Here is a 22,578-nt window from a genome sequence, read left to right on the forward strand (position 1 = left end):
AATGATGCCCCGCACGTCCATTAAAATACCCTGCTTTTTCTCGCCCTAGGCATTCATAGCCCGACCACGTAAAACAGGATACCAATTACAATATCAGACCATAAGGCTGCAAGAGAAAGTTCTTTTATATTTTTATCTTTACATTGCCTCTTAAACAAGCTCGCCTGTTCATATAAGAAGTTATATGTATAATACATATAACTTCTACAAAAGGAGGATTCATTATGTTCCGTGAAAATCTTTGGTAATACACTCGGGTGATTGGGTCACCAGTCGCCCGTCAATAATATAGTGCGAGTTAAGAAATTGGGGGAGGTAAGTTATGCAACTCGTGGATCATCCTTTTGTGAAGTTCGACCAACTCAAGACGATTTACAACTTCACATATCCGTTATTTCGCACTATTTCAAATGAATTTTACGATTACCTAGACTTTAATAAACTAGCGCACAGTAAGCAAATTCCACAAGCGCGTACCATTTCTCTTTATTTGCATATTCCCTTTTGCGAAACCATCTGTTCCTTCTGTCCCTTTCAGAAAGGAGCCTACAAGCACGTTAAGCAAATCGAATCTTATATGTCAGCGCTTACCACAGAGATCAGAGCCAAAGGAAATTTCATTCGCTCGCTTAGAGGGCCCATCCGCAGCATCTATATAGGGGGCGGCACACCGTCGCTCTTGTCCGCAGATAATATCCGCCACATCGGAAAAGTATTGCATGCTGAATTTGAGCTCTCTTCCTTAGCCGAATTTACACTGGAAAGCAAACCGAAGAGCGTCACACGTGATAAACTTTATGCTGCCCGTGAGATCGGCGTTAACCGGATCAGCTTCGGTATACAGAGTTTCATTGAGCGTTTCCGATCATTGTTTAACCTCACCTCAACACGTGAACAAATCAACAATACCATGGCTTGGTCACAAGAGATAATTGGGACATGTCGGTTTCGACCTACTATATGGCAGCACAGCCAGCAAGCCGAAGAACTATTATACGATTTGAAGCAAGCCAGCGAGCTTCATCCTGAAACCATCAACCTTTATGCAATCAACAATCTGGCTATCACGTCGCAACTGCATAAGTCTTACGCACAAAAAGGGCTAAAACCGTCCAGCCTACAGCATCGACAAATGCTTCGATTATTTAGCGATATCGTTATGCGCAGCTGCGGCTATGCGCCGTGTAATGGGCATTCCTATATCAAAATTGCCAATAACACTCCTCTAACGCTCGCTAAAACGAGTTCAGCTAATTATTTCCGCTATCACAAATATTTGTATGGTTATCATGACGATTATGTGGTTGGCTTCGGGGCGTCAGCACTGTCGATTCTCGGCTCACTCGTCACACGAGCCAATCCCAGTCGAAGCGGATACATTACCGACATACAACTTAAAGGCAAATCCAAAGTATACTACAATTGGGTATCAGCGGAGCAACAAGCCTCCAAAGCTTTGTGTATGCGGCTACCTTATAACGGCTATGCCAAAAAAGAAAGAATTGACTGGACCGCACTCCCCTCTTTCGTATACAATAACCTACAACAGCTCATAGGTGCAGGTCTCATCGTAGAAAGTGATAACGATCTCCAGCTGACTCAGCGTGGTTGGCAATGGTATTCCAACCTTATGTATTTTCTTCTACCTCAGGCAGATAGGAATATCTTGGACGGCTATGTCGCAAACATGCTGAATACAACCGCCGTACTTGATGGAACAGCGGAAACCTGTATGGCATCTTAAGGAGAAAAGAATGTTCACGCTTTTTGCCAACAGGAACATACGCTATTTTTGCCTAACCGTTAGTCTGCTCGCCTTACTCAGCGGTGCTTTGCGCACTGCCATCCCGCTATTAGCAAGACAATCTGGATATGGCGTAGTCGGAGTAAGTTGGGCGCAAGGTCTCTTCTCATTAGCGTGGCCAATTTTCGGCATCCTTGCAGGCGCTTTACTTGATCGCTGCGACAAAATAAAACTTGCCACCTCGGCTCTCCTCATCTTCATGCTACTGCATATTGTCCTGTTCGTACTGCTCATGATACAGATTGCTCCAGCCGAACAAATTTTCTTCTATGCAACCATTGCTGGATTCATCGTCGTTTCTGCCGAAGCTTATATAATGACGATTCCACCACTTATCATGGAGGGAGAGCGATTGATGACCTTCTACTCAATTGTCTTGTTTTTAGATTTCGGGGTCTCCTATTTTCTTGCCCCTGTCATAACAAGCAGCATTTTAGGGCATGGCACACTGCTATTTCTTGGCTTGTTAATCGTGCTTTTTATCACATTGATTTTTACCGCTCGCCGTGCTGTTCCGACATCGCCAACACTTGATAAAGAAAACATCACTTTCCGTTATATTATTGCCGGCTTTCGTTTCATTTTTTCAAATCGGCATCTTACCTCCCTTACATTACTCACATTCTTTCTATCGGTGGTATTTGGAGCATTCCTAACCTCGTTCATCTTCTTCGTTACCGACAGTCGGTATCTGGGCCTACATAGCAGCCAATATGGCGTGATGTTTGCGGCCTACGCGCTTGGAACAATGGCAGGTGCCCTATTTGCGCCGCGTATACGTTATGCACCGGTGCGCCTAGCTGTTCTCACTGACGGTTTAGGAACGGTTGTCTTGCTGCTGATTCCAGCCTTTTCAAAAAGTGCTGTCGTCGTATGGGGCGTCACCTTTATCGCTGGCGTTGGAGCAAGCTTATGGTTTATTGGTGTTACCGCCTTCAGGCAGCGCCTCACACCAAAGCAACTTCTCGGGCGAGCTAATTCTGCTTTTCGGGTGATAGGCTATGCTGGAATGCCGGTCGGAAGCTTTTTGGTCGGCGTCCTTGGTTCTTTTATATCATTGCAGTTTGCTGCCGCCTTTATCGCTGGACTACTATTGGTGGCTATCGCGATAACGCTTCCATTTCTTTGGCAGGCTGATCATATAAACACACCCAATCCTGCCACGAGGTAACAGCTGCTTTTAAAAAAAGACACGGTCAAAAAAGGCACACATACCCTATTACGCAATCGATTGATCTGTTCTTTGGACGAGGAAATTATAACCATAATGGCTGATAGAGCCAGCGGCACTATAGAAGCAGCCAAACAAGCGCTAAAGACAAAACAGCCCCTTTACGTTGCATTGGGCGATGATCTCAACGCCTATATGAAGGATGCAGAGAGCTTATAGCGCACAGAGCGCAATTCTTAACTAAAAACTCCGCCCTAGCAATGCCTACTTATACTCCAGTTAATCCGTCATCCGCTGGACATCAAATGCCTCACCCCTTTACTGCTCCTCAAAATACATTTTGTTGCACTTACGCGCCGTATTCTTCCTTTGTAATTAAAAGACCAGCCCTCCTTTCCTAATTTAGGATCTCTGCCTACACAACAAGCAACAGATGCGACCATATATGCAATCACGCCTTAGGGCCTGCATAGTAGGAAGCTTAGTTCGAGAGATTCATAAAGCCTATATCCCAATAAATTTTCCACCCAATCCACCTTTTAAAAGGGCGGATTTATATAAACCGTTAGAGCAAGCTATGAAATCCTTAGGTGTATTAGAAATAATTGGCTGTTTTTACCTCAGACCAATGTTGATTGACTTTTACTCGTGCATATACGCAAGCGGTGCTACTCTTTTCTCAGATAGAAAGGACATAATCGTTACCATCTGACCTATTATTGTTTGAAAATAAAGAAAAAGTATTAGTGCGACTGATGATATTGAAGAGCTATCTCATTTGTGGCTGTACTTAATTACGGCATTGGGAATGCTAGACACGCAATCACCCATTTCTGTGCGCCTTCTGCATGATATTCATAAGATTTTATTACGCGGTAAACGCGGTACGTCCAAAAGCCTTGGCTAATTTCGCAAAGCACAAAATTAGCTTGGCGGTACGCAACTAAAGACAGCGTCATTCGTGCCCCCCACTCCTACCACAGCCCCCCAACTCTCTCTACCACCATCCCCCGCTTAGAATCGCGCCAACTCATCACCGGTGCCTCGTTAAACACCACACCAGTCTCAAGGGCGGTAAAATGCGCCTTGCCGCATTTAATCTTCAGCATTTCTTTAAGGCGCAAATCAAACTCGCTATTCGTTCCTTTTGTTTTCAGTACAAAATAAAGCTTTTGCGCGCCATCTCACTCTAAAACACCCCCCAATCCGGCGTGTAAGAGCCTATGAGCGCCACGATTTTAAAGCTCCTTGGCAATTTAAAAAATAATTTTACTTCGGAGGCATTATCATTAATTTTGCGCAAATTCTTTCTCAATATTACTCTTATAAACCCCACATAATCATATACACTCTTCTCATTGACCACCGCCGGCCATATGATCGCCTTTTCCGACCTAATTTTACAGATATGGGATCAATCTCATTGTGATGCGCACATCCAGAGATTATTTTATCCTCTGCATTAGAACCAAAAACATGAACAATACGCAGAGGCTTCGGTAAGAAGGCCAACCGCTCAATCTCAACCTACACGAAAATGCATGTGCAAGCGAATGCCCCCCATAATATGCAATATTTCAAGCCCGTCCATAGGGGTACCCCTTTTAAAAATTGTGCCTATGGCTTATAATAATCTCCAAAATATACATTTAGCCCTTGTCTGAAATAACTCAATTTTGGATTGATGAGAACGAAAACGCGCTGCGATAATCACGTTGTTCAGCCCTAATAACCGGCGAAGGGAGCCAATATTCCTGCACCACCAATGACTAAATAACGGTATTTCCTATCATTTTTGATCATATCCTCCACCCTTATTGTACATTTTATCAGCAAGATGTGCGCAGCAAGCCCGTACATTTACGCTGCTAAGTCTCCGTGTGCGGTTTTCATTCTCAAACGCAAAATCATCTTTAGCCGAAGCAACTTGATATTGCAGCGCCTGTCCATAAAGCTTATGCACAATTGGTACCAAATATACACAGGGCAGTGCGCATTTTGGGTTATATTGTCATGAGAGAGATGACTAAAAACTTTATCCCAAAAGCATTATACTCTAAATTATCAAGAGCATTCTTCAATCCCCCCCTGAATAAGACCCGTGATAAACAGGGCTTGCAAGAATAACATCGTTAGCGTCTGCGATTGTTTTGACAAATGCATGCGTTTTAGCATCACAATGGTAATGACTTATAAAAACAACAACTTTTTTAAATGCCTCCTCAACGGCGTATGAATATAAGCACGTTTTTTCTCGTCATTTTTTAAGGTATTAAACTCTTCCAATCTACCGAACTTACTCTTAAATTGTAGCCAAATGATTTTAATAAACCCATATTATTTTAAAAACTCAACAAATAATATTGAGGCTACAATCAAAGACACTTCTTTTCAATATTAAGCAAGTTTTGTAACCTATATTGTTATCTCCATAGAAGTAAAAACAGCCTCTATGGATGGTGAGTAGCTAAGCCTTCACAGCTAGTGCTTTACAAGCGCTTTTATAACACTCACTCTGCCCCAAACATAGGATTGCATTTTATTAAATAACCCACGCGCATATAATTAAAGAGAGAAACGATTAAGCTTGCACCAATCATGCCAAGCCAATAGCCAATAAAGTCATATTCAAAAAAATTTGCCATTAGCGCTCCCCCAAATAGGCCTAACCCCCAATAACTTATTGCTACAACAATTGTTGACCAAAACGTATCAAGCAAACCCACAAGTATGCCATTGAGCATAGCTCCTAAAGTGCCAAAAGCAAAAGACAATAAGATGAACGGAAGCAACTTCCAAGAGAAAACAACAACGCTGTCTTCAGAAATATTAAAGATGGTTGTAAGGATAAATTCATAAGAGAGATAAACAACCACTGATAAAAATAAGACATAAGCTACAGCAAAAACTGTGACACTCATACGCAGCTGTTTTAGAGCCATATTATTCCTATCTGCTCTATACCACGCTGCTATTGTCGCAGCTGCGCTGGAAATCCCAAAGCCACCACAGAAATAAGCATATCGAGACGCATCCCTATCGTATGCGCGGCCAAAGATTCGATCCCATAAGCCGTAATCATGAATGCAATGACCGAAGGAAAACCCTCCGCAATAAGAATACGTATACCAATGGGTAGCCCTACTCGCAGCAATTTTATTATTCGTGAAATCTCTAACTTTGGTCTCAAATAATTAAAGCGAAAAGAATGAAAAGCAGAATTGCGGGACAATATTATTGCTGCTGCAATAACAATTAAAATACGGATCAAACTGCTCGCAATTCCTGCACCAAAGACACCTAATCCGCTTGCAGAACCTATACCAAAAATAAGCAGCCAAGAGATAAGAAAATTTACGAGGATAGCCGCAAGCATAACCCAGGTTAAGGGCTTTGGATTACCAATTGCTGACAGCAATCCTCGGCTATTCACATAAAGATAAAAAAACACCACTCCTATAGCAGCGCCACTATTATATTCCTGTGCTATATTGGCAATTGTCTCATCTTGGCCGAGAAGACACAAAATATTCCTCGTATTGAGTAAAATGATTGCACTCATCATTCCAATCACAAGGGAAAGCCATATTCCTTGATCAAACCATGCCTTTAATGCATATCTATCTTGTCTGCGAAAACTTTCCGCAAGTTTTGGTGCAACCGCGGTAATAATACCTAGCCCAAACAACATAACAAAACTAAATATACTCAGAGCTAACATTGTACCACTCAAGGCTTGCACGCCTAAATGCGCTACAAGCGCTGCATCTGTGAAGGAAATCATCATCTGAGATGATAAACCCTATAGCCAGTGGCATGCCAAGAGAGAGCAATTGCTTCATCACAACAAACATTGTGAAATATCTTTCCATATTGAAGGGCATATTAAGCTCGGATCTTTTAAACAAAACACATTGATTTTTTCCGTAAAGTCTTTCCATCGCAAGTCTTGTGTAAAGGATGCATAATGAGAACGCATTAAGGTAAGAGGAGATGCCCAGTTCTTAAAAAAGAAGCGCAATGCACCTTTATTGGTTTTTTGGACTTTATGCCATGCGTTTTTTTGTACAATATTATGCCACCAAGCAACTACAGTCATTGATAAAAGATCCTCAGCGAGCCGTTTGTTCGTCTTGTATATCCATTTTTAGTATTTTTAATCAAACTTTTTGGTACTGCAAGTAATACACCTGTGCTAACCTTTGCTTACTCGCTGCTTACATATGTAAAAAAACAAAGCCGACCAAGTTGTCAAAAAACACAGGCATTAGCATTTTTACAATCCATTGTGCCTATACACCAATTAAAAAAGAGCGTTTATGATACATAAGACACCTCGATGCCCCACCGCTCTACGATCTAAAATTATGAAACTTTAGTTCAACAACCAACGCACAATATTTTACGGACGCAAAAGCACCATCTAGCACTCACTAGGAGAGCATTCTATAACTATACGCACCATGTCCACATCACAAAACTATAGAGACTTCATATGAATGATTGCCCTCTCCAAAAATAATAATTTTGTCCACCTCCGAATCCAATCTGAAGTATTCATTTAACAACACATCAATATCATATCCTCTTGATATGCTCGTTCGCGATATTTCTGGCTAATAGCAGCACAATCATTTGGTGTATTCAAATCGATAAGCATCTCTACTAAAAACGATGGACAGCTATTAATTTCGACTCAATCCATATAAGATGACCCACACACTATTCTTTCCTGTGTCTTTATGTAAGTCACAGGCAAGGCCCTATTCAACTGTATCTTCACTCTCAGACCTCTTCGTTTTTTATTAACTTTTTATCAGTATAAAGCCAAGCCAAATTAAGCGGGATAATTAAACATATACAAACCAAGGCAAAACAAAAAGCTGCTTCTATACAAACATTATTTGCCAACCAACCAATCAGCACAAGCGCTAAAATACCAAAAATACGCGCAAGAAAACTAACCATGGATAAAACCGTATTTGCATTCTTTTGTTGAATATGTTTAAAAAACTCTGCTTCAAACTGCGTCATAGGAACAGAAAAAAAACTGTGAAATACGGTGAATAAAATAATAGGAGCCCAACTGTTTGCAACGAGAAGCAGAGCAAGCATAACAACAGCACTTAGGACGAGTGAGCACAAAGTTATCGCCATAGGAGCATATTTTTGCATAAAATATTTAATTACAAAGCGATTAAATAAGTATTTTACGAGAGTATAAGACACAAAGCACAGGCCAAGAATAAGAATTTTAGTCTTTCCTGTCGCATTGTCTAATACTCCTGTCTGTCCCAAAATAAAAGGTTGCCAAAAATGAAATATTGGCTGCAATGCAGCAACAATAAAACCACATATCAATATATAATATAATCCGATTTTTGAGGTAACTAAATAAGTAAAAGCTTCTGTTGCATGCAACAAAGAACCCGAGTCTATTGACTGACTATCCGAAGCGGATGCAATACCTATCCCCGTCACCCGACTAAACAAGAATACAAGCACGAGAAACCCGAAAGAACAAAAATAATATGCCGACTGATAATTATCCATACACAAAACAATAAGAACACCTAGCGCACCAGCAACCATATTCATGAATGCCGTCAGTTCCCGCTTATAAACGTTTACTTGGTGGTAGATCAAACTACCCTTGTAACCACCGCTATCGATTAAGCCTTTAATCCATGTACTATCAGCGCCAGAACATAAAGCAAAGCCTAAAGCATATATAATTTCTGCCGGAATTAAGACAGAAAGATTAGGCGCGTAAATACATAAAAAGAAGAAGAGCGAAAAAAAGAAACATGATAAGATAACATTTTTTTTAACGCCAATTTTATCTCCTAAAATTCCACAAGGCACTTCAAAAATACAAATAGCCGCGCTAAATACAATTTGTAATAAGGCTAACTGTGCTATACTAACGCCCATAGACAAGAAAAAAAAAGCATGGAAGGAACCTGTAATCAGCCGAACCCCGCTCATTGCCCCACAGCCATAGAGCAACTTTTTAACTTCATAATCTATCGTCATTAATATATCCAAAAGCTATAAAGCTGGCAGCTTTTTTTGCCGCCAGCTTTGTATATTTTAAAACTTCAATTCATAGAAGCGCCTCAAGCAGCCATTTTCTGCTCACTTGCTCGGGCTTTGAGCGCAGCAACATCAACCCGTTTAATTTTTTTTCAGTGGTTTATACATATCTTTAGTTTTCATAACTTTACCTCCTGTATTAAATGAAAACAATTAAATTCAACATGAAGTGTACATTATAACTACCTTTTATCAATTTATTATTTTGATATAAAAAGCTTTTCTCCCCTCCCCCTTAAGTATTTCATGCTCCAATCATTCTGTAACAACCACCGCAGCACTTGGAAACTCATGCGCCCCTTCGGGCAAAGTACGCTTATATTCACGCCAATTTATCACCGGCTGGTCGTTAAACGCAACGCTCGTTTGCAGTGCAGCAAAATGCGCTTTGCCGCATTTAATCTTCAGTATTTCTTTAAGTCGCAAATCAAACTCGCTATTTGCCCCTTTTGTCTCCAGCACAAAGTAAAGCTTTTGTTCGCCATCTCGCTCTAAAAAAACTGCCCAATCAGGCGTATAAGAACCAATGGGAGTGGCTATTTTAAAACTTCTTGGTAGTTTAAAAAACAATCTGACTTCAGGATCATTTTCAAGACTTTGTGCAAACTCTTTCTCCACACTGCTTTCATAAACCACATGATCATACACACTCTTCTCACTCACAACAGCTGTACGCTCTAAATTTGCCACAAGCTCTTCACTGGTAAAAAGCTCTTGCACACTATATTCTTGCCCGACCAGCTTTAAATATTTAATGCCATCAATTGTAAGATTAACATGGGTTTTATTGAGTATTTCTTCTATGCGCTCTAAAAAAGCTTGTGGATTTTTTACAAACTCATGCTCACGGCCACTCTTGGTCAAAATACCAATAATTGTCTTTGTGGTTAATTTCAGCTTTAAGGTCAAATAATGTACAATGTTCGGCAGTGCACAAAAACTATAATCAAGCGCACTCTGCTTTAATAACTGCTCTTCATAGGTCACACCAGCACTATCCAGTTCTATCTCTGCTGTCTGATAAACCAAATGCGCGGGCGCAACTGGCGCCATTTTTTCCACTGCATCCACTGCTTTGGCAACAAACTCTGTGCGATCAAGCTTTGCACGATAAGTGGTCTTTTTATTGATCTTTTCCCACAAGTCCAAAAACTCTGGTGAAGCCACTGTTTGCTTTTTAAGCTTAACCCGCACCTCGCGCGTAGCATTACGAATAATCGGCATGGCTTGGCTCGCTTCTAGCGCCTGCAGCACAGCCTGCTTCTGCCCTTTACTAAAACGTTCACTTAAATCTAACGTCCCAGTCGCCCATTGCGCTTTTAATGTATCTGTGATTTTTCCTGCTGATGTAAGCAAGGCTTTTTCACGCAACTCAACCAATATATCAGCAGCCTCTTGCGAAGACAGAATTTTTGTTTCTGTCACAGTTGTCATATAAATCAGATCTTGCAGCGTCTCAACATTAATAAGCGCGCCCGCATCAGTTTTTTTCACAATTTCTTGACGCAATTCGCGTGGCATTTCCTCCGCCCCTATAGCATCAAATTCGCTCGCTACTAAATCTTGATCTACTTTAACGACACCTGCCTCATCAATAAAATCTTTTGCAACAAGTATTTTAACAATTTTTTGTGCTTGCGATACTTCCACTTTAGCGGCCACATATTTTACATCTTCATAAATACGGCCAACCAAATGCTCCATCTGCAATGTACCAAGTTTATAACCAATATCCGCCTCTAATTCTTTTTGCAATGTACTCACAAACTCAGCAAAGCTTTCATTCACCATGACATGCAGCACATTTATATCTTTATCTTCTACCTGTTCACCGTGTTGGTTTACGCACAAGCGCAAACCGCGACCAATCTTTTGCCGTACGGTAAAATTCGATTTTTGCTCAATCAACATACACACTTGAAACACATTCGGATTATCCCAGCCTTCTCTCAAGGCCGAATGCGAAAAGATAAAACGCAAGGGGCATGCAAAAGATAATAACCACTCCTTATCACGCATAATCGTGTTATAAGTGTCATCATCAGCTTGGCTGTCGCCCTTTGTATCCTTATAGACGCCTTTTTTGTCTTGCGAGAAATAACCGCCGTGCACGTTTCGAACATTTTGTGCAAACTTAGTTCGCAAGGAGGCATATTTCTTTTTCGCCAACAGCTCTTCATAACATTCTTCAAACATACGCTCATAAAGTGCTGGCTCTTCATCAGAGCTACGATATTTAGCCACCTCATCAATAAAAAAAAGTGATAAAACTTTAATCCCTAAAGGCGCAAGCCGCAATTCTTTATCTAAATGTGTTTCTATAGTGCGATAAATTTGCGCGCGTTTAAGCTCTATTGTATTCACATCACCAAGGGCGTGGCCAAATTTGACAATTTCAGTATCAGAAAACTCAACAGCTTCATCCCCCGCCATGCAATTGATACCCGAAACAATATAACCCCCATAAAGCTCACGCCCGCCCGTAACGCGATACAGATCATCGCCTTGTCTCACTGTAACTGTTTTGCGGCTCACAGTGCCATTCTTTCCCGCAATATCCAACTCTAAGCGCGCCTTAAAGCCATGTTTGTGAGATACGGATTTCAAGGCAATATAGGGACGGTTAAAATTTTGCTCTATCTGATTCGTAGAGACACAAATTTGCTTTACCAGTCCTTTTTTATAAGCATCAACAGGTGTTAAACGATATAAAAGATTAATCTCATCTTTATGCGTGGCACTATAGCGGAAAACACAAAGCGGGTTAAGGCTCGCAATAGCCTCCTTCGCTTTTGCTGTATTATCCACCGATTGCGGTTCATCTATGATCAAATCGGATTTGTGTCTTGGATAATAGCGCATAGCACTTTCGCCATTCAGTCTATCTTGCGGAAGGTTGATAATATTTTCTGCTTTTTTAAATGCATCAATATTGATAATCATAATTTCAATATTGGTAGAGCTTGCAAATTGGCGAATTTGCGAAAGATCTTTTGAACTATAAATAAAATAACGATAGGGCAGATTATCAAACTCTGCTTGAAAATGCTCCCTTGTTACCTGAAGTGATTTATACACCCCTTCGCGAATAGCAACACTTGGTACGACAATAATAAATTTGATAAAGCCATAGCGTTGATTTAACTCAAAAATCGTCTTGCTATAGACATAAGTTTTGCCTGTTCCCGTTTCCATCTCAATAGAAAACTGCTTTTGCTCTAGCGTCTCACTCGCCAAGAGTTTATTGTTCTGTTGCACCTCTCGTAAATTTGCTAATATGCTTTCATCACTGATCAATAATTGATTACCATAACCAAATTCATTTAACGCTAATTGTCCTTGTTCTGAATGCAAAGAAAAAAAAGAATCCCGTTGTGGTTGGCCTTTAAACAAATCAATGACGCTTTTAACGGCATCATTTTGAAATTCTTGTTGTTTAAATTTAAGTCTCATATCGCCGCTTCAAGATTCCCATCTTCAATCTCATGGAGGATAATAGAAAGGAGGACACTAGAAAGTTACATGATAGCATATTTGCAAACTCCCATATGCGCGTGGACAGTGGCACACCCTCCCCCCAATTAGTGCAGAAATGACGTCGCTCTTGGTACTGGACGCGTTACGTCGGTGCTAACCTTCTCTATTTTTTGCAGAACAGAAAGCGCGTATCAGGCTCTCTAGCCATACTTAGAGTACGCAAAGTTATTCATCACTCTACAACACTTTAAGCGCGCAGTTTTATGTTTTGTATTAAAGGATTTTTGCTTTCAAAATATACGAACAACATCACACAAAGTAGAATAAACAAGCTGCCCCCAACATTAAACCAAACCTTCTCTGTAACCAGCACTGTTGCACCGAAACAGTTAACAATAGCGTGGACAAAAAAAGGTGCACACGCATAAAATTTAGAGCGTGTAACAACACCACGATACGCCAAGCATGTATTGAAAATATGCATGAGTATGACGCTCATTAAAGCACACAAAAAAATACTCGCTTGCGTCCAGGAATAAAAAATTACATATTCACCGGCTAATAACCTAGATCGAATAGGCCAGCCATTATAAACAAGGAAAGGCCCTAGCGCCTTATAAACTAATTCGCATAAACCCCAGCCTATGCCAATATTCAGCGGCAAACGCCACAAAAAACTAGGCGAGCACCGATAAAACTTAGTAACTAACCAACGACGCATAGCTTCTTCTGCTACAACAAAAAAAACCGTAAATGTTAAAAATAAAAAAACAAGCGCCAGCCCCTGCTCTGCACGACTCTTGGTTTCAACAATACTCATCATATAAAGCGTTTTTATTACAGATTGCTCCCAAAAAGCAAGAAACCCGCCAGCAATGCAGCTAGCAACAAACCATCCCACAGCACCAGCGACAACCAATTTGAACTTCAGAAAATGATGAAACACACATAGAAGAAAAACAACGCCAAGCACTTGCAGTAAACGTAAGGCATCAAGTTTATGTTCTGTTTCCGAGTAACGCCATACTAACAGAACAATCACCCCAAAAACTATGCCGCTCAACAGCACATTTATCCAACTAAACGTAGAGCGAAAAAAATTATAAATGACAGCGCCATAAATAAGGCCTGCGAGAAGCGAAGTAATAAATAAAACCAACATTATTATGCCCCCTCATTTACTACAGCGTAACTGCTATTTTTCTTCATGGATAATCTGTCTTGCACAAAATCATAAATTTGCCGCATAAGAGCAAACATAAGAATAGTAGCGATTGTATAATGCCCAATTGCAAGAAGTTCTGGCTCAGCGGCCCGCCATGAAAAGCGCGCCCAAGCCGCCAAGCATTGTAAAAGCAGGATAAGAACAAAAAAACGCCATTTCTTGTCAAGGAAAACCACAAGCATTAAGAAAGTTGATAAAAGATTCAGACCTATAATAAACGCATAATATATTACCGTCTCAAGTAAAGAAAGTAAGGCGTCCCTATCAAGACTAAAGGCCCCTTTTAGGATTTTCACAGCTTCTGGTAGAGATGTAAGCAGTACAAGCCCTATAGCAGCCCCCCAAATCCCCATTCCCACGCCCAGTCCTGCCTCTACACCATTGCCATTATCTTCTGCCACCCAATGAGAGAGCAAAAAAAACTGCATAATCGCCATGCCTATAGGGAATAGACCAACAGCAAAAACAATATTAGGCGTACTATAAGCAGAAAAATCTAAAATCAAACTGCCTATCATACGCATAAAGCCGTATAGAAAAAAAATAAAAAGCACATAACAACCAGCGCTTGACCCAATAATCGCCTTCGTGCCTTTAAACGTTTTAACCAAAGAGAGTAACCAGCGGTACCCCAATATAAGCGAAAGCGCCAAAACATAATAAGGAAAATAACTCGTAGCGCCATAAACATAAAGAAAAACAAGACACAAAACAACGAGCAAGAAAACTAAATGTTCAACCAATGTTTTTTTCTTCATCAAAGGAAAAATAATCAGCACCAGACAAAAAACGGCGCCGATAACAGATAATGTCAATTTGTCAAGCATTATTGCAAGCCTCAAAAATAGAATTTATTAATATTGCATAGCCTGAAGAAATGTCAAACATAAACAAAAGACCAACCGCAAAATGAATTACAAAAGGCAGATAGAAATAGACCTTGCGCTTATCTTGGAAACCAAGATACATAAAGGCGCGTATTTACAACATGCATCAATACAATCATGCCCGCGGCAATAAGATAGCTGATCGCTTGTGGACAAGATTCAAATGCGACATAGCCCACCATTTGTGGCGCCCTATCAACACGGTAATTCAAGTAAAGAAAAAGAGCTGGGAGGGTCTTATAGCATAAGTCTAGAACACCCCAGCCCAGCCCGAAATAAAGGACCTCACGCGCAGCTAATTCTGGCTTATATACGCGAAGCAACCACAAACGCAAAAGCTCCGCAGTTAAAACTGATATCAAAAGGATAAAAAAGGGATAGTTTGCAGCAACCAAACTCATGTAATGCACCACCTGCTGCTGGCTATTATTAGCAGCAGACAAAGCAGGCAATGGCAACAAAGAACTCAAATATATAAAACCTGCCCCAATACACAAGGTAGCAACTGCACCACAGAACCCAAGAACTAAATATTTATATAAGTAGTGCTCGTGCAGAATTAAAAGAATGCCAAGATAACATACCAAAAGCAAAGATAAGTCTGGAAGCCCACTTTCACTATGTGGATAAGCGAAGATGATAGCGCAGGAAAGGCCAGCTAGCCCCCCCCAAAAAAATGACACGCTCGCCCAACAAGCCATTGTTTTTAAGGAGACAAGGGCTGGAACTTATCCCAAAACTAAGCAACATTCCAAAAATTAAGTCAGACATATAATTTCCTTAAAGCGCCTTGCCCTCCCAAGCATACCAAGATATTATTGCGGGAGAAAAACTCCCTGCTAAGAGGCTGATAGTGTACCCCTTAGCAAGGCCTTTACCTTGTTAAAAAAGCCAGGTCAAACAACAATTTCACCACTTAGAGCGAACACAATCCCAACCAACTTTAGCAATACCCGCGGCTGCGCCACGGGACCCCGCCTACTATTGCTCCAGAAACTGCCCCTACTGGGTTGGCTGCTCTAGGCTGTTAGGATAAACCCAAAGAACTATAGCCTCCTGTCTTCTCACTCAGTTTTCCTTTTAAACGGGTTAATCACGCTAAGCTTCACATTCTTTGATTTAATGTAACGCGCGTACACATAAACAACAAACATCAAACAAATCCAATTTTTAACCATTCCATAGTCATCATCTGTATGAACAAACGCTACATAATAAGAAACAAAGAGGCTAAAAAACAGCTCTGCAAGAACATCAAGGACCAACCAATAATATTTCTTTGTAGTAACAAAGAGAACCATCAAAAATGTCAAAAAAACTTGGCCCGTTAGAATAGCAAAACCAAACACCGCATAATCAAACATTTTTTTCACTGCCTCCCTGTTTGCAAAACCTATCTGTTGATAGATTTCTCGAAGGTCTGATAAAAGCAGTGATGACACAAAAAAGATGCCTATGGCAAACCCACAGCCAATACAAATGCTTAAATCTAGCACTGACATAGATTTTTCCTTCAAAGCTTTAGCAATTAGGACATAGCGAGCCCCCCCTATCATCAACGGAATAATGAAAAGCAGATAAATATAGCTCGAAAGCTGCAGATCAAAAAAATCTAACAGAAGGTCATCACTCATAACAATAAAACCAGCTGCGATGAAAAAAATGGGGCAACTTGCGATAATGGCCAAACTAAAGCATTTTATATTGTTTACTATATTGGGTATAAATTCAATGCAAAAAGAAAGAAAGAACATAATTATAGCAACATGAGAAGATGTTATCGGCACACCGACTATATACTCAAAATACTCAAAGATATATATGATGGGAGGAACAACCAATGCCGCCACTATGAATGTAACCGTGTTCTCCCTGCCTAACATGCTTTTTCCATTAATAGCAATAGTTTTGAGGAATAGATACAACATGCCAAACCACAGACAAAAATAAACGAGCACTATACTAAACTCGCCCATAGCTCCTCCTGTGCAATATTTCAAACATAAAGGTGGCACCTTTTACAGTACCACCATTCTAGGCTTTAGGATAACCCAAAGAACTACATCAAAAGCCCGTCAATATGTCAGTATCCCAACACCGTACAAACCACCTGAATTAGCAATAGATTGACCAAAAAACTGTGTGCCACACTGGGCAGCAGCCACACCATAACCAGCATAACCGCCTATGATGTCTCCGAATTGATTGCCTACAGCTTCCCCAAAGCTTCCTACGGCCATGCCAGCCTTATAATCACGCCCCGCTGCCCATCCTGCGAAAAAACCACCCGCAAGGCCAACCTTACCACCATACTTGCTACCAAACACAGTACCAGAGTTATATTTGCTACTAAAATTATCGGCACTGCAATAATTGTACGAACTACTTGAAAATCTCATTTATTTTCTCCAATTTAGTGTATAAATAAATCCCCCAAGGTTACTTATGTCCCCGCGCCAGAATGGCCTACCCATAATCAACCACCGAAACACCCCTGGAGATATGAATGCACTTTCATGCAAGTTCACATTTATAATATATAGTTGACAAAATCAAGGGCATTGTGTCAAAAATATGGCATATTTTAGTAAATTTATGCTTACTTATTTTATGTGTTTGAACTTAATAGTTTACATTATGAGCAATAATAATGAAAGTCAAATAAGATTCTCTTGGTTTACAAAATATACTAAAAGTATATAAATATACTGAGAGAGATATTTATTGTTGCAATTGCAATCAGAATCATAGATTTAGTTAACCCGTTTATATTTCAAGCGATTATTGATCGTATCATTCCGTTTTGGGCAAAATTTGAGGAAAATCATCCGCGCAAGGTCTCTGCTCCGTGACGGCTCACACGCAAAAAAGCCCGCCAAGCACGGCTTTTAACTGCCTCACAAAACGCCAAAAATAAGAATTAGAAAAGTTGTAACAAGATAAATGGTACGGTTGGTGGGATTTGAACCTACGACCTCTGGTGCCACAAACCAGCGCTCTAACCAACTGAGCTACAACCGCATAAAATAAATGTATCATAACTGTTCACGATTTCGTAAACATTTATTCTTTGCTTATGTGACATAAGGAAAATCAACAAAGTTTGCAAGCCCCTTAAAAAAAATCTCGCAATTTTTTGTGAAGAAAAAAGCGTTTTTTTACAAAGGAAATTTTGCCCAATGTTCAAGACTATGATCACGATAGCTTTTTATGTTATCAACTCCATCTTGTTGCATCATCTGCAAAATCTCTTGCAGAATAGTTATGACAAGATCTGGACCTTCATAAACCATCCCACTATATAATTGAATTAAATCTGCACCAGCTTTTACTTTTTCCAAAGCGGTTTGTGCGTCCTTTACACCGCCAACACCAATAATTGCAATCTCCTTCCCTAATTTTTGACGCATTTTTGCAAGCACAATAGTAGAACGCTCAAAAAGTGGACGTCCAGAAAGCCCACCCTGTTCATTACTGAAGTGACTATTGCTAAGCCCCTGGCGTGAAAGAGTTGTGTTAGAAACAATCAGTCCATTAAAATCAGAAAGTTTTATTTCTTCAGCAACATCATCTAATTCTTTCTCTGATAAATCGGGAGCAATTTTTAAAAAAATAGGAATGGAGAATCCATGCTTGTTCTCTTGCTCATTTCGCGCTTTCGAAACTGCACTCAACAAAAGATGCAAACTGTCACGGGCCTGTAAATCACGTAAACCTGGTGTATTAGGAGAAGAAATATTAACCGTAAAATAATCAGCAACATCATAAAAATGAACAATACCAACAGTATAATCATCAATCTTATCGAACGTATCCTTATTGGCTCCAATGTTGACTCCTATAACACCAGTTTTTTTACACGCACGCAATCTATTGTAAACAACTTGATGTCCGTCATTATTAAAGCCCATTCTATTAATAATCGCTTCATCTTCTTTTAAACGGAAAAGCCGTGGTTTAGGATTTCCAATCTGAGGCTTTGGTGTCACTGTCCCAATTTCAGTAAAACCAAATCCTAAACGAAAAATACCATCTACAACCTCTGCATTTTTATCAAACCCCGCTGCAAGACCAATAAAATTTTCAAACTCAAGACCAGCAACAGTTACACACAAACGTTTGTCGATAACCTTTTGACAACCATTTAATCCACTTTTCAGCCCGAGAATCGCTAAACCGTGTGCTTGCTCTGGATCCAACATAAATAAGGCAGAACGGCCAATACAACGAAAAAAACTCATTAATCCTTCTCCACAACATAAAAATGATCCATCGCACCTCACCTATATCTTTTAACACAAAAGATTTCCAATCAAAGAAAGCATATTATCCAAATAATATTCCCCTTCTAGAAGAAAAATCATCATATAATAGCCATACATGTTTATATTGATATATACTGTGTAAAGCACTTTTTATTCTTAAAAAACGTTTCTCTTTTTCGACATTTTTTAAAGATTAAAATATGAATCCTAATCTTATAAAATGCAGCATGAATTGAAACATCAATGGCTCTTTACCATAGTCATGGTTTTGTGGCATCTTATGCAGGCAAGCTCATAATTCTCTTAAATATGCATGCAAATGCCCTCTATTCCCAAAGTTCCTCTGTGTAATATTGTTTCCAATAGAAACAGAGCTTGCTCAAGCTATTTTTTTCCTAGCATTTATAGAATACATGGTTCATAAAAACATCTAAATTCATACTATTGTTGCACCATTTATTAGCAACAGAATGTTCAATCAATTTGTACTCTATTGATAGAATTTTGAAGAATCTGCGTTGTTTCCTTTGCCATTTCTGATGCGTTAAATACAATTTTGCATCTATTAAGTGCTCTGTCTAACATATATTTTAAGTAATGACAGTTGATTGTTGAACTCACACCTATCATACCAACGACTTCCAAACCAAAATGATCTTGCAAACCCTAGAGCTCTGCTATTTATAAACTGATACAATCTTCCAGCAGATGAAATGTGTTTCTTCCATCGGAATTATCTCCATTTTAGCTCATGCAACCCAGTACAAATAGCTTTTAGATAAGCCATAATGCCCTCCTAATTTCTATTATCGCTTACTAAATTAAGAGGAATTAAATTATAAGTGTTACTGTGGTATTGTGTAAAAATCTCTCTTTTTAATGTTAACATAAAAATCTTGAGGCAATTATATAAATTAAGCTACAGTTTTCTACTTTCTGTTGAAAAAGCAGATATAGTTTTTATTAAAAAAGCTTTTTTCTAGGAAAGGTTCTATGTAAATTCAAATAGAGCCCTAAAATCCAAATAGAACCCTAAAGCTCTTTATTAAACCTTATAAAGTCTTTGAAAATAATATTAATATTGTAATATAATCATAAAAACAAAATCTGCCCTTTCCTTTTTCATCAAAAGCGGTAAGTAAATTACCGTATATCACTTACATAAAGGGGAAAATGCAATGCTTAAAGAATTCAAAGAATTTGCCCTAAAAGGTAATATGATTGATCTTGCTATCGGTGTGATTATAGGGGGTGCTTTTGGTAGCTTGGTCAACTCAATTGTCAATGATATTTTTATGCCAATCATTGGATTGATTACAGGTGGAATTGATTTTTCTAATATGTTTATTCAACTTGCTGGCGAAAAACAAGCAACATTGAGTGCCGCCAAAGCAACTGGAGCAACCATTAGCTATGGACACTTTATTACTTTACTTATCAATTTTCTCATTATTGCTTGGGTGCTTTTTTTATTCGTTAAAGCTATGAACAAAATCCGTAGAAAAGAAGAAGAAAGCCCCCAAAAAACGTCTTCAGAAGAACAACTGTTAACAGAAATTAGAGATCTTTTGGCTAAGAAAAAATAATTTTATGCAAGATTTACATCATGGAACACGAGGAAAAAACATTTCCACAGTTGTTCCGTAATTGGGTTTGGAGAACAGTAAAAATTGTCCCCCTCTTTCTTCCACCATTGCTTTACACATTGGGAGCCCTAAACCTGTTCCCATAAAAGCGCTATCACCAGATCGGCCATCCTTGCGCTCTACTTGACCATAAGGTTGCAGTGCCTGTATAATCTCTTCTTCGTTCATCCCTATACCATTATCACTCACTGAAATTTTTACACGTTCTTTTCTATAAGAAACGTGAACAATAATCTGTCCACCCAAAGGTGTAAAACGAATAGCATTGGAAAGAAGATTCCATATAATCTGGCGAAACACTTGTTGTGATACAGGAATAAATGGAACATGAGGTGGAGCAACAATACGCATGATAATGCCGTTCTGATTGGCTTGAGTCTCAAGAAAAGCTATCGTCGCACGTAAACAAGATATCACATCAAATGTTTCAGAAATAAGGGAAGAATCAATCTGGTTATCGGAACCAGAATAATTTATCTTCGAGCACTCTAGTAATTGATTAATCAGCAATAATATATGTTTTCCAGAGGAAATAATATCGCGTAAATATCCATGATAGCGCTCATTTTCTATCGAACCAAAACGACCTTCTCTCATAATTTCTGCAAAACCAATAAGAGCATTCAAAGGTGTTCGTATTTCATGAACAACTCCAACGATTTTATCCTCTTCTGCTTTTTTTTCTCCTGATGGAACTGTTTGTGTCCTATCACGCAACATAACAGCATAATTTCCTTGCTTTGCCAAAAATACAATCGTTATCAAAACGGTTATATTTTTATGATTTTTCGTCATTAAATCAGCTGTTTCTCTGCGATTTAAAACCTGATTTTTTCCCTCCATGCGGATTGATTTAAAATATTTTTCAACCAAAAGTCGGCTTTGAAAAGTAAATAATGAAGAGAGTGGCTGTCCTCGCAGTTCATTTATTTCATAACCCATTAATGCTAAGGCTGCCCTACTCGCTGATTGAATAAAGCCTTCTTCATCCAACCATAAAACACCATCTGTTGCTGTATCCAACAATGATAAAACTGCAGCGGGCTCTTTTACGAGAGCTTGTTCTATAGCATTTACCGGCAATGTTTGTGCATATGGTAACTGAATAGCTGTTTCTTCAACTAAATTTTCTTCTTTTACCGATGAATTCAATTCATCACGCAATTGCTCTGCAATTTCATGAAAAGCTGAGCGTTCTATCTCCGTAAGACATGGTATTTCTGTTGCTAGCTTTTCATTTCTTTTTTCTTGGACTTTTTTTTGTATTTTTAAAACACCAAAGCCACGAAACCCTTTAAGCTGCTTTGTAACATCAAAAATTGGCAAAGCCGACAATTCAACATCAAGCCATTGTAAGCAACCATCAACAGGCCATTGAACAATCTCTTTACTCCAAGGCATAGCCGCTTCAATAAAACGACTGAGAACCAGATATCGATCATCATTAAATTGATGAGCAAGTTCATGAAAACTACACCCTAAAATAGAGGAAGAGAGAGGACCAACAACTTCAGCTAGCTCTTTTGAGACTTCACAAAACAAACCATTGTGATCGATTTCCCACGTAAAAGGCCGTGGCAAAAGCTCTGGTGTAAAACGAAAAGCTTCTTGCTGAGATTTTAATTCATTTGTATTTAACTTTAACTCATCTGCTTTTAATGGCATAACTAAAACTAAAAAGTGTTGGATTTACTCTCAAATGAATAATGCTAATTTGTTTACAATTATCTGTTCTGGTTAAAATAACTTGATATCTCATATAAATTGTCTGTAGCAAAATTTTGACTGTTTCATCAACAAAACAAGAATAAAAAGAAGCTTCCAGCTCTTGTTGCTTATTCACCCATTATGTAATAAATCTTGTTACAATAATGGTAACATCTCCCTCGCATAAATAGTACTCAAAAAGAATACACTTATTTTACACATTCATGCGCCTTTTTTGAAAAGATATCTCCCAAGATCCCCAAGCTTATTTTACGACGTCATCTGTAAATGGTGTAATGT

General features: G+C 39.2%; 18 protein-coding genes and 1 tRNA gene. 4 read left to right on the forward strand and 15 right to left on the reverse strand.

Annotated elements, in window-relative coordinates; all coding sequences use genetic code 11:
- Positions 1–322 precede the first annotated feature (322 nt).
- The 3 genes from ACFIKN_RS06605 to ACFIKN_RS06615 all read left to right on the forward strand — a co-directional run bounded on the left by ACFIKN_RS06605 (position 323) and on the right by ACFIKN_RS06615 (position 3,194).
- On the forward strand, positions 323–1,744 hold the full coding sequence (locus ACFIKN_RS06605) for a coproporphyrinogen-III oxidase family protein (protein ID WP_375658109.1): 1,422 nt from the start codon (positions 323–325) through the stop codon (positions 1,742–1,744).
- A 10-nt stretch (positions 1,745–1,754) separates the two neighbouring features.
- Positions 1,755–2,975: an MFS transporter gene (locus ACFIKN_RS06610; RefSeq protein WP_375658110.1), complete on the forward strand. Its 1,221-nt coding sequence runs from the start codon at positions 1,755–1,757 to the stop codon at positions 2,973–2,975.
- Between the two features lie 96 nt (positions 2,976–3,071).
- Entirely contained in the window at positions 3,072–3,194 is a 123-nt protein-coding gene (locus tag ACFIKN_RS06615) for a hypothetical protein (protein WP_375631524.1), read from the forward strand.
- A gap of 755 nt (positions 3,195–3,949) precedes the next feature.
- Here the strand turns inward: ACFIKN_RS06615 and ACFIKN_RS06620 are convergent.
- The 14 genes from ACFIKN_RS06620 to ACFIKN_RS06685 all read right to left on the reverse strand — a co-directional run bounded on the left by ACFIKN_RS06620 (position 3,950) and on the right by ACFIKN_RS06685 (position 18,901).
- Complete coding sequence (locus ACFIKN_RS06620; RefSeq protein WP_375640948.1) at positions 3,950–4,099, reverse strand: hypothetical protein; 150 nt, start codon at positions 4,097–4,099, stop codon at positions 3,950–3,952.
- A gap of 65 nt (positions 4,100–4,164) precedes the next feature.
- Entirely contained in the window at positions 4,165–4,341 is a 177-nt protein-coding gene (locus tag ACFIKN_RS06625) for a hypothetical protein (RefSeq protein ID WP_375658111.1), read from the reverse strand.
- A 423-nt stretch (positions 4,342–4,764) separates the two neighbouring features.
- A complete protein-coding gene (locus ACFIKN_RS06630; protein WP_375658112.1) occupies positions 4,765–4,938 on the reverse strand; it encodes a hypothetical protein in 174 nt (57 codons plus the stop codon).
- A gap of 547 nt (positions 4,939–5,485) precedes the next feature.
- On the reverse strand, positions 5,486–6,061 hold the full coding sequence (locus tag ACFIKN_RS06635) for an MATE family efflux transporter (protein WP_375658124.1): 576 nt from the start codon (positions 6,059–6,061) through the stop codon (positions 5,486–5,488).
- Positions 5,947–6,762, reverse strand: coding sequence for an MATE family efflux transporter (locus tag ACFIKN_RS06640; protein WP_375658113.1), 816 nt, complete (start codon positions 6,760–6,762; stop codon positions 5,947–5,949). Before ACFIKN_RS06640 ends, ACFIKN_RS06635 begins: the two co-directional genes overlap by 115 nt.
- Before the next feature lie 998 nt (positions 6,763–7,760).
- Complete coding sequence (locus tag ACFIKN_RS06645; RefSeq protein ID WP_375658114.1) at positions 7,761–9,011, reverse strand: MFS transporter; 1,251 nt, start codon at positions 9,009–9,011, stop codon at positions 7,761–7,763.
- Between the two features lie 315 nt (positions 9,012–9,326).
- Positions 9,327–12,524 carry a DEAD/DEAH box helicase family protein gene (locus tag ACFIKN_RS06650; protein WP_375658115.1) on the reverse strand — a complete coding sequence of 1,066 codons (3,198 nt, stop codon included), beginning with the start codon at positions 12,522–12,524 and terminating at the stop codon, positions 9,327–9,329.
- A 271-nt stretch (positions 12,525–12,795) separates the two neighbouring features.
- Complete coding sequence (locus ACFIKN_RS06655) at positions 12,796–13,710, reverse strand: hypothetical protein (protein ID WP_375658116.1); 915 nt, start codon at positions 13,708–13,710, stop codon at positions 12,796–12,798.
- A 2-nt stretch (positions 13,711–13,712) separates the two neighbouring features.
- The gene (locus ACFIKN_RS06660) at positions 13,713–14,600 is read right to left on the reverse strand and encodes a hypothetical protein (RefSeq protein WP_375658117.1); all 888 of its coding nucleotides are present in this window, start codon (positions 14,598–14,600) and stop codon (positions 13,713–13,715) included.
- Between the two features lie 119 nt (positions 14,601–14,719).
- Complete coding sequence (locus tag ACFIKN_RS06665; protein WP_375658118.1) at positions 14,720–15,130, reverse strand: hypothetical protein; 411 nt, start codon at positions 15,128–15,130, stop codon at positions 14,720–14,722.
- Between the two features lie 594 nt (positions 15,131–15,724).
- Complete coding sequence (locus tag ACFIKN_RS06670; protein WP_375658119.1) at positions 15,725–16,588, reverse strand: hypothetical protein; 864 nt, start codon at positions 16,586–16,588, stop codon at positions 15,725–15,727.
- Positions 16,589–16,735: 147 nt separating this feature from the next.
- Positions 16,736–17,059 carry a hypothetical protein gene (locus ACFIKN_RS06675; protein ID WP_375658120.1) on the reverse strand — a complete coding sequence of 108 codons (324 nt, stop codon included), beginning with the start codon at positions 17,057–17,059 and terminating at the stop codon, positions 16,736–16,738.
- Between the two features lie 545 nt (positions 17,060–17,604).
- Positions 17,605–17,681: transfer RNA gene (locus ACFIKN_RS06680), tRNA-His, on the reverse strand.
- A gap of 137 nt (positions 17,682–17,818) precedes the next feature.
- A complete protein-coding gene (locus ACFIKN_RS06685; RefSeq protein WP_273790361.1) occupies positions 17,819–18,901 on the reverse strand; it encodes a quinone-dependent dihydroorotate dehydrogenase in 1,083 nt (360 codons plus the stop codon).
- 1,202 nt (positions 18,902–20,103) lie between these two features.
- On the opposite strand from ACFIKN_RS06685, the gene mscL reads away from it, so the two are divergent.
- Positions 20,104–20,511, forward strand: coding sequence for a large conductance mechanosensitive channel protein MscL (gene mscL / locus ACFIKN_RS06690; RefSeq protein WP_273790360.1), 408 nt, complete (start codon positions 20,104–20,106; stop codon positions 20,509–20,511).
- A gap of 18 nt (positions 20,512–20,529) precedes the next feature.
- On the opposite strand, the gene ACFIKN_RS06695 is transcribed toward mscL, so the two are convergent.
- On the reverse strand, positions 20,530–22,236 hold the full coding sequence (locus tag ACFIKN_RS06695) for an ATP-binding protein (RefSeq protein ID WP_375630987.1): 1,707 nt from the start codon (positions 22,234–22,236) through the stop codon (positions 20,530–20,532).
- Between the last annotated feature and the right edge of the window lie 342 nt (positions 22,237–22,578).

The sequence above is a fragment of the Bartonella sp. CL436QHHD genome, from assembly GCF_042195105.1.
In the GTDB taxonomy this organism is placed as follows: Bacteria; Pseudomonadota; Alphaproteobacteria; order Rhizobiales; family Rhizobiaceae; genus Bartonella.

What these genes read in the sequence shown, in the direction of transcription:
- ACFIKN_RS06605 (WP_375658109.1), top strand. Translation starts at nt 323, where the DNA reads ATGCAACTCGTGGATCATCCTTTTGTGAAGTTCGACCAACTCAAGACG.
- ACFIKN_RS06610 (WP_375658110.1), top strand. Translation starts at nt 1,755, where the DNA reads ATGTTCACGCTTTTTGCCAACAGGAACATACGCTATTTTTGCCTAACC.
- ACFIKN_RS06615 (WP_375631524.1), top strand. Translation starts at nt 3,072, where the DNA reads ATGGCTGATAGAGCCAGCGGCACTATAGAAGCAGCCAAACAAGCGCTA.
- ACFIKN_RS06640 (WP_375658113.1), bottom strand. Translation starts at nt 6,762, where the DNA reads ATGATGATTTCCTTCACAGATGCAGCGCTTGTAGCGCATTTAGGCGTG.
- ACFIKN_RS06645 (WP_375658114.1), bottom strand. Translation starts at nt 9,011, where the DNA reads ATGACGATAGATTATGAAGTTAAAAAGTTGCTCTATGGCTGTGGGGCA.
- ACFIKN_RS06650 (WP_375658115.1), bottom strand. Translation starts at nt 12,524, where the DNA reads ATGAGACTTAAATTTAAACAACAAGAATTTCAAAATGATGCCGTTAAA.
- ACFIKN_RS06655 (WP_375658116.1), bottom strand. Translation starts at nt 13,710, where the DNA reads ATGTTGGTTTTATTTATTACTTCGCTTCTCGCAGGCCTTATTTATGGC.
- ACFIKN_RS06660 (WP_375658117.1), bottom strand. Translation starts at nt 14,600, where the DNA reads ATGCTTGACAAATTGACATTATCTGTTATCGGCGCCGTTTTTTGTCTG.
- ACFIKN_RS06670 (WP_375658119.1), bottom strand. Translation starts at nt 16,588, where the DNA reads ATGTTGTATCTATTCCTCAAAACTATTGCTATTAATGGAAAAAGCATG.
- ACFIKN_RS06675 (WP_375658120.1), bottom strand. Translation starts at nt 17,059, where the DNA reads ATGAGATTTTCAAGTAGTTCGTACAATTATTGCAGTGCCGATAATTTT.
- ACFIKN_RS06685 (WP_273790361.1), bottom strand. Translation starts at nt 18,901, where the DNA reads ATGAGTTTTTTTCGTTGTATTGGCCGTTCTGCCTTATTTATGTTGGAT.
- mscL (WP_273790360.1), top strand. Translation starts at nt 20,104, where the DNA reads ATGCTTAAAGAATTCAAAGAATTTGCCCTAAAAGGTAATATGATTGAT.
- ACFIKN_RS06695 (WP_375630987.1), bottom strand. Translation starts at nt 22,236, where the DNA reads ATGCCATTAAAAGCAGATGAGTTAAAGTTAAATACAAATGAATTAAAA.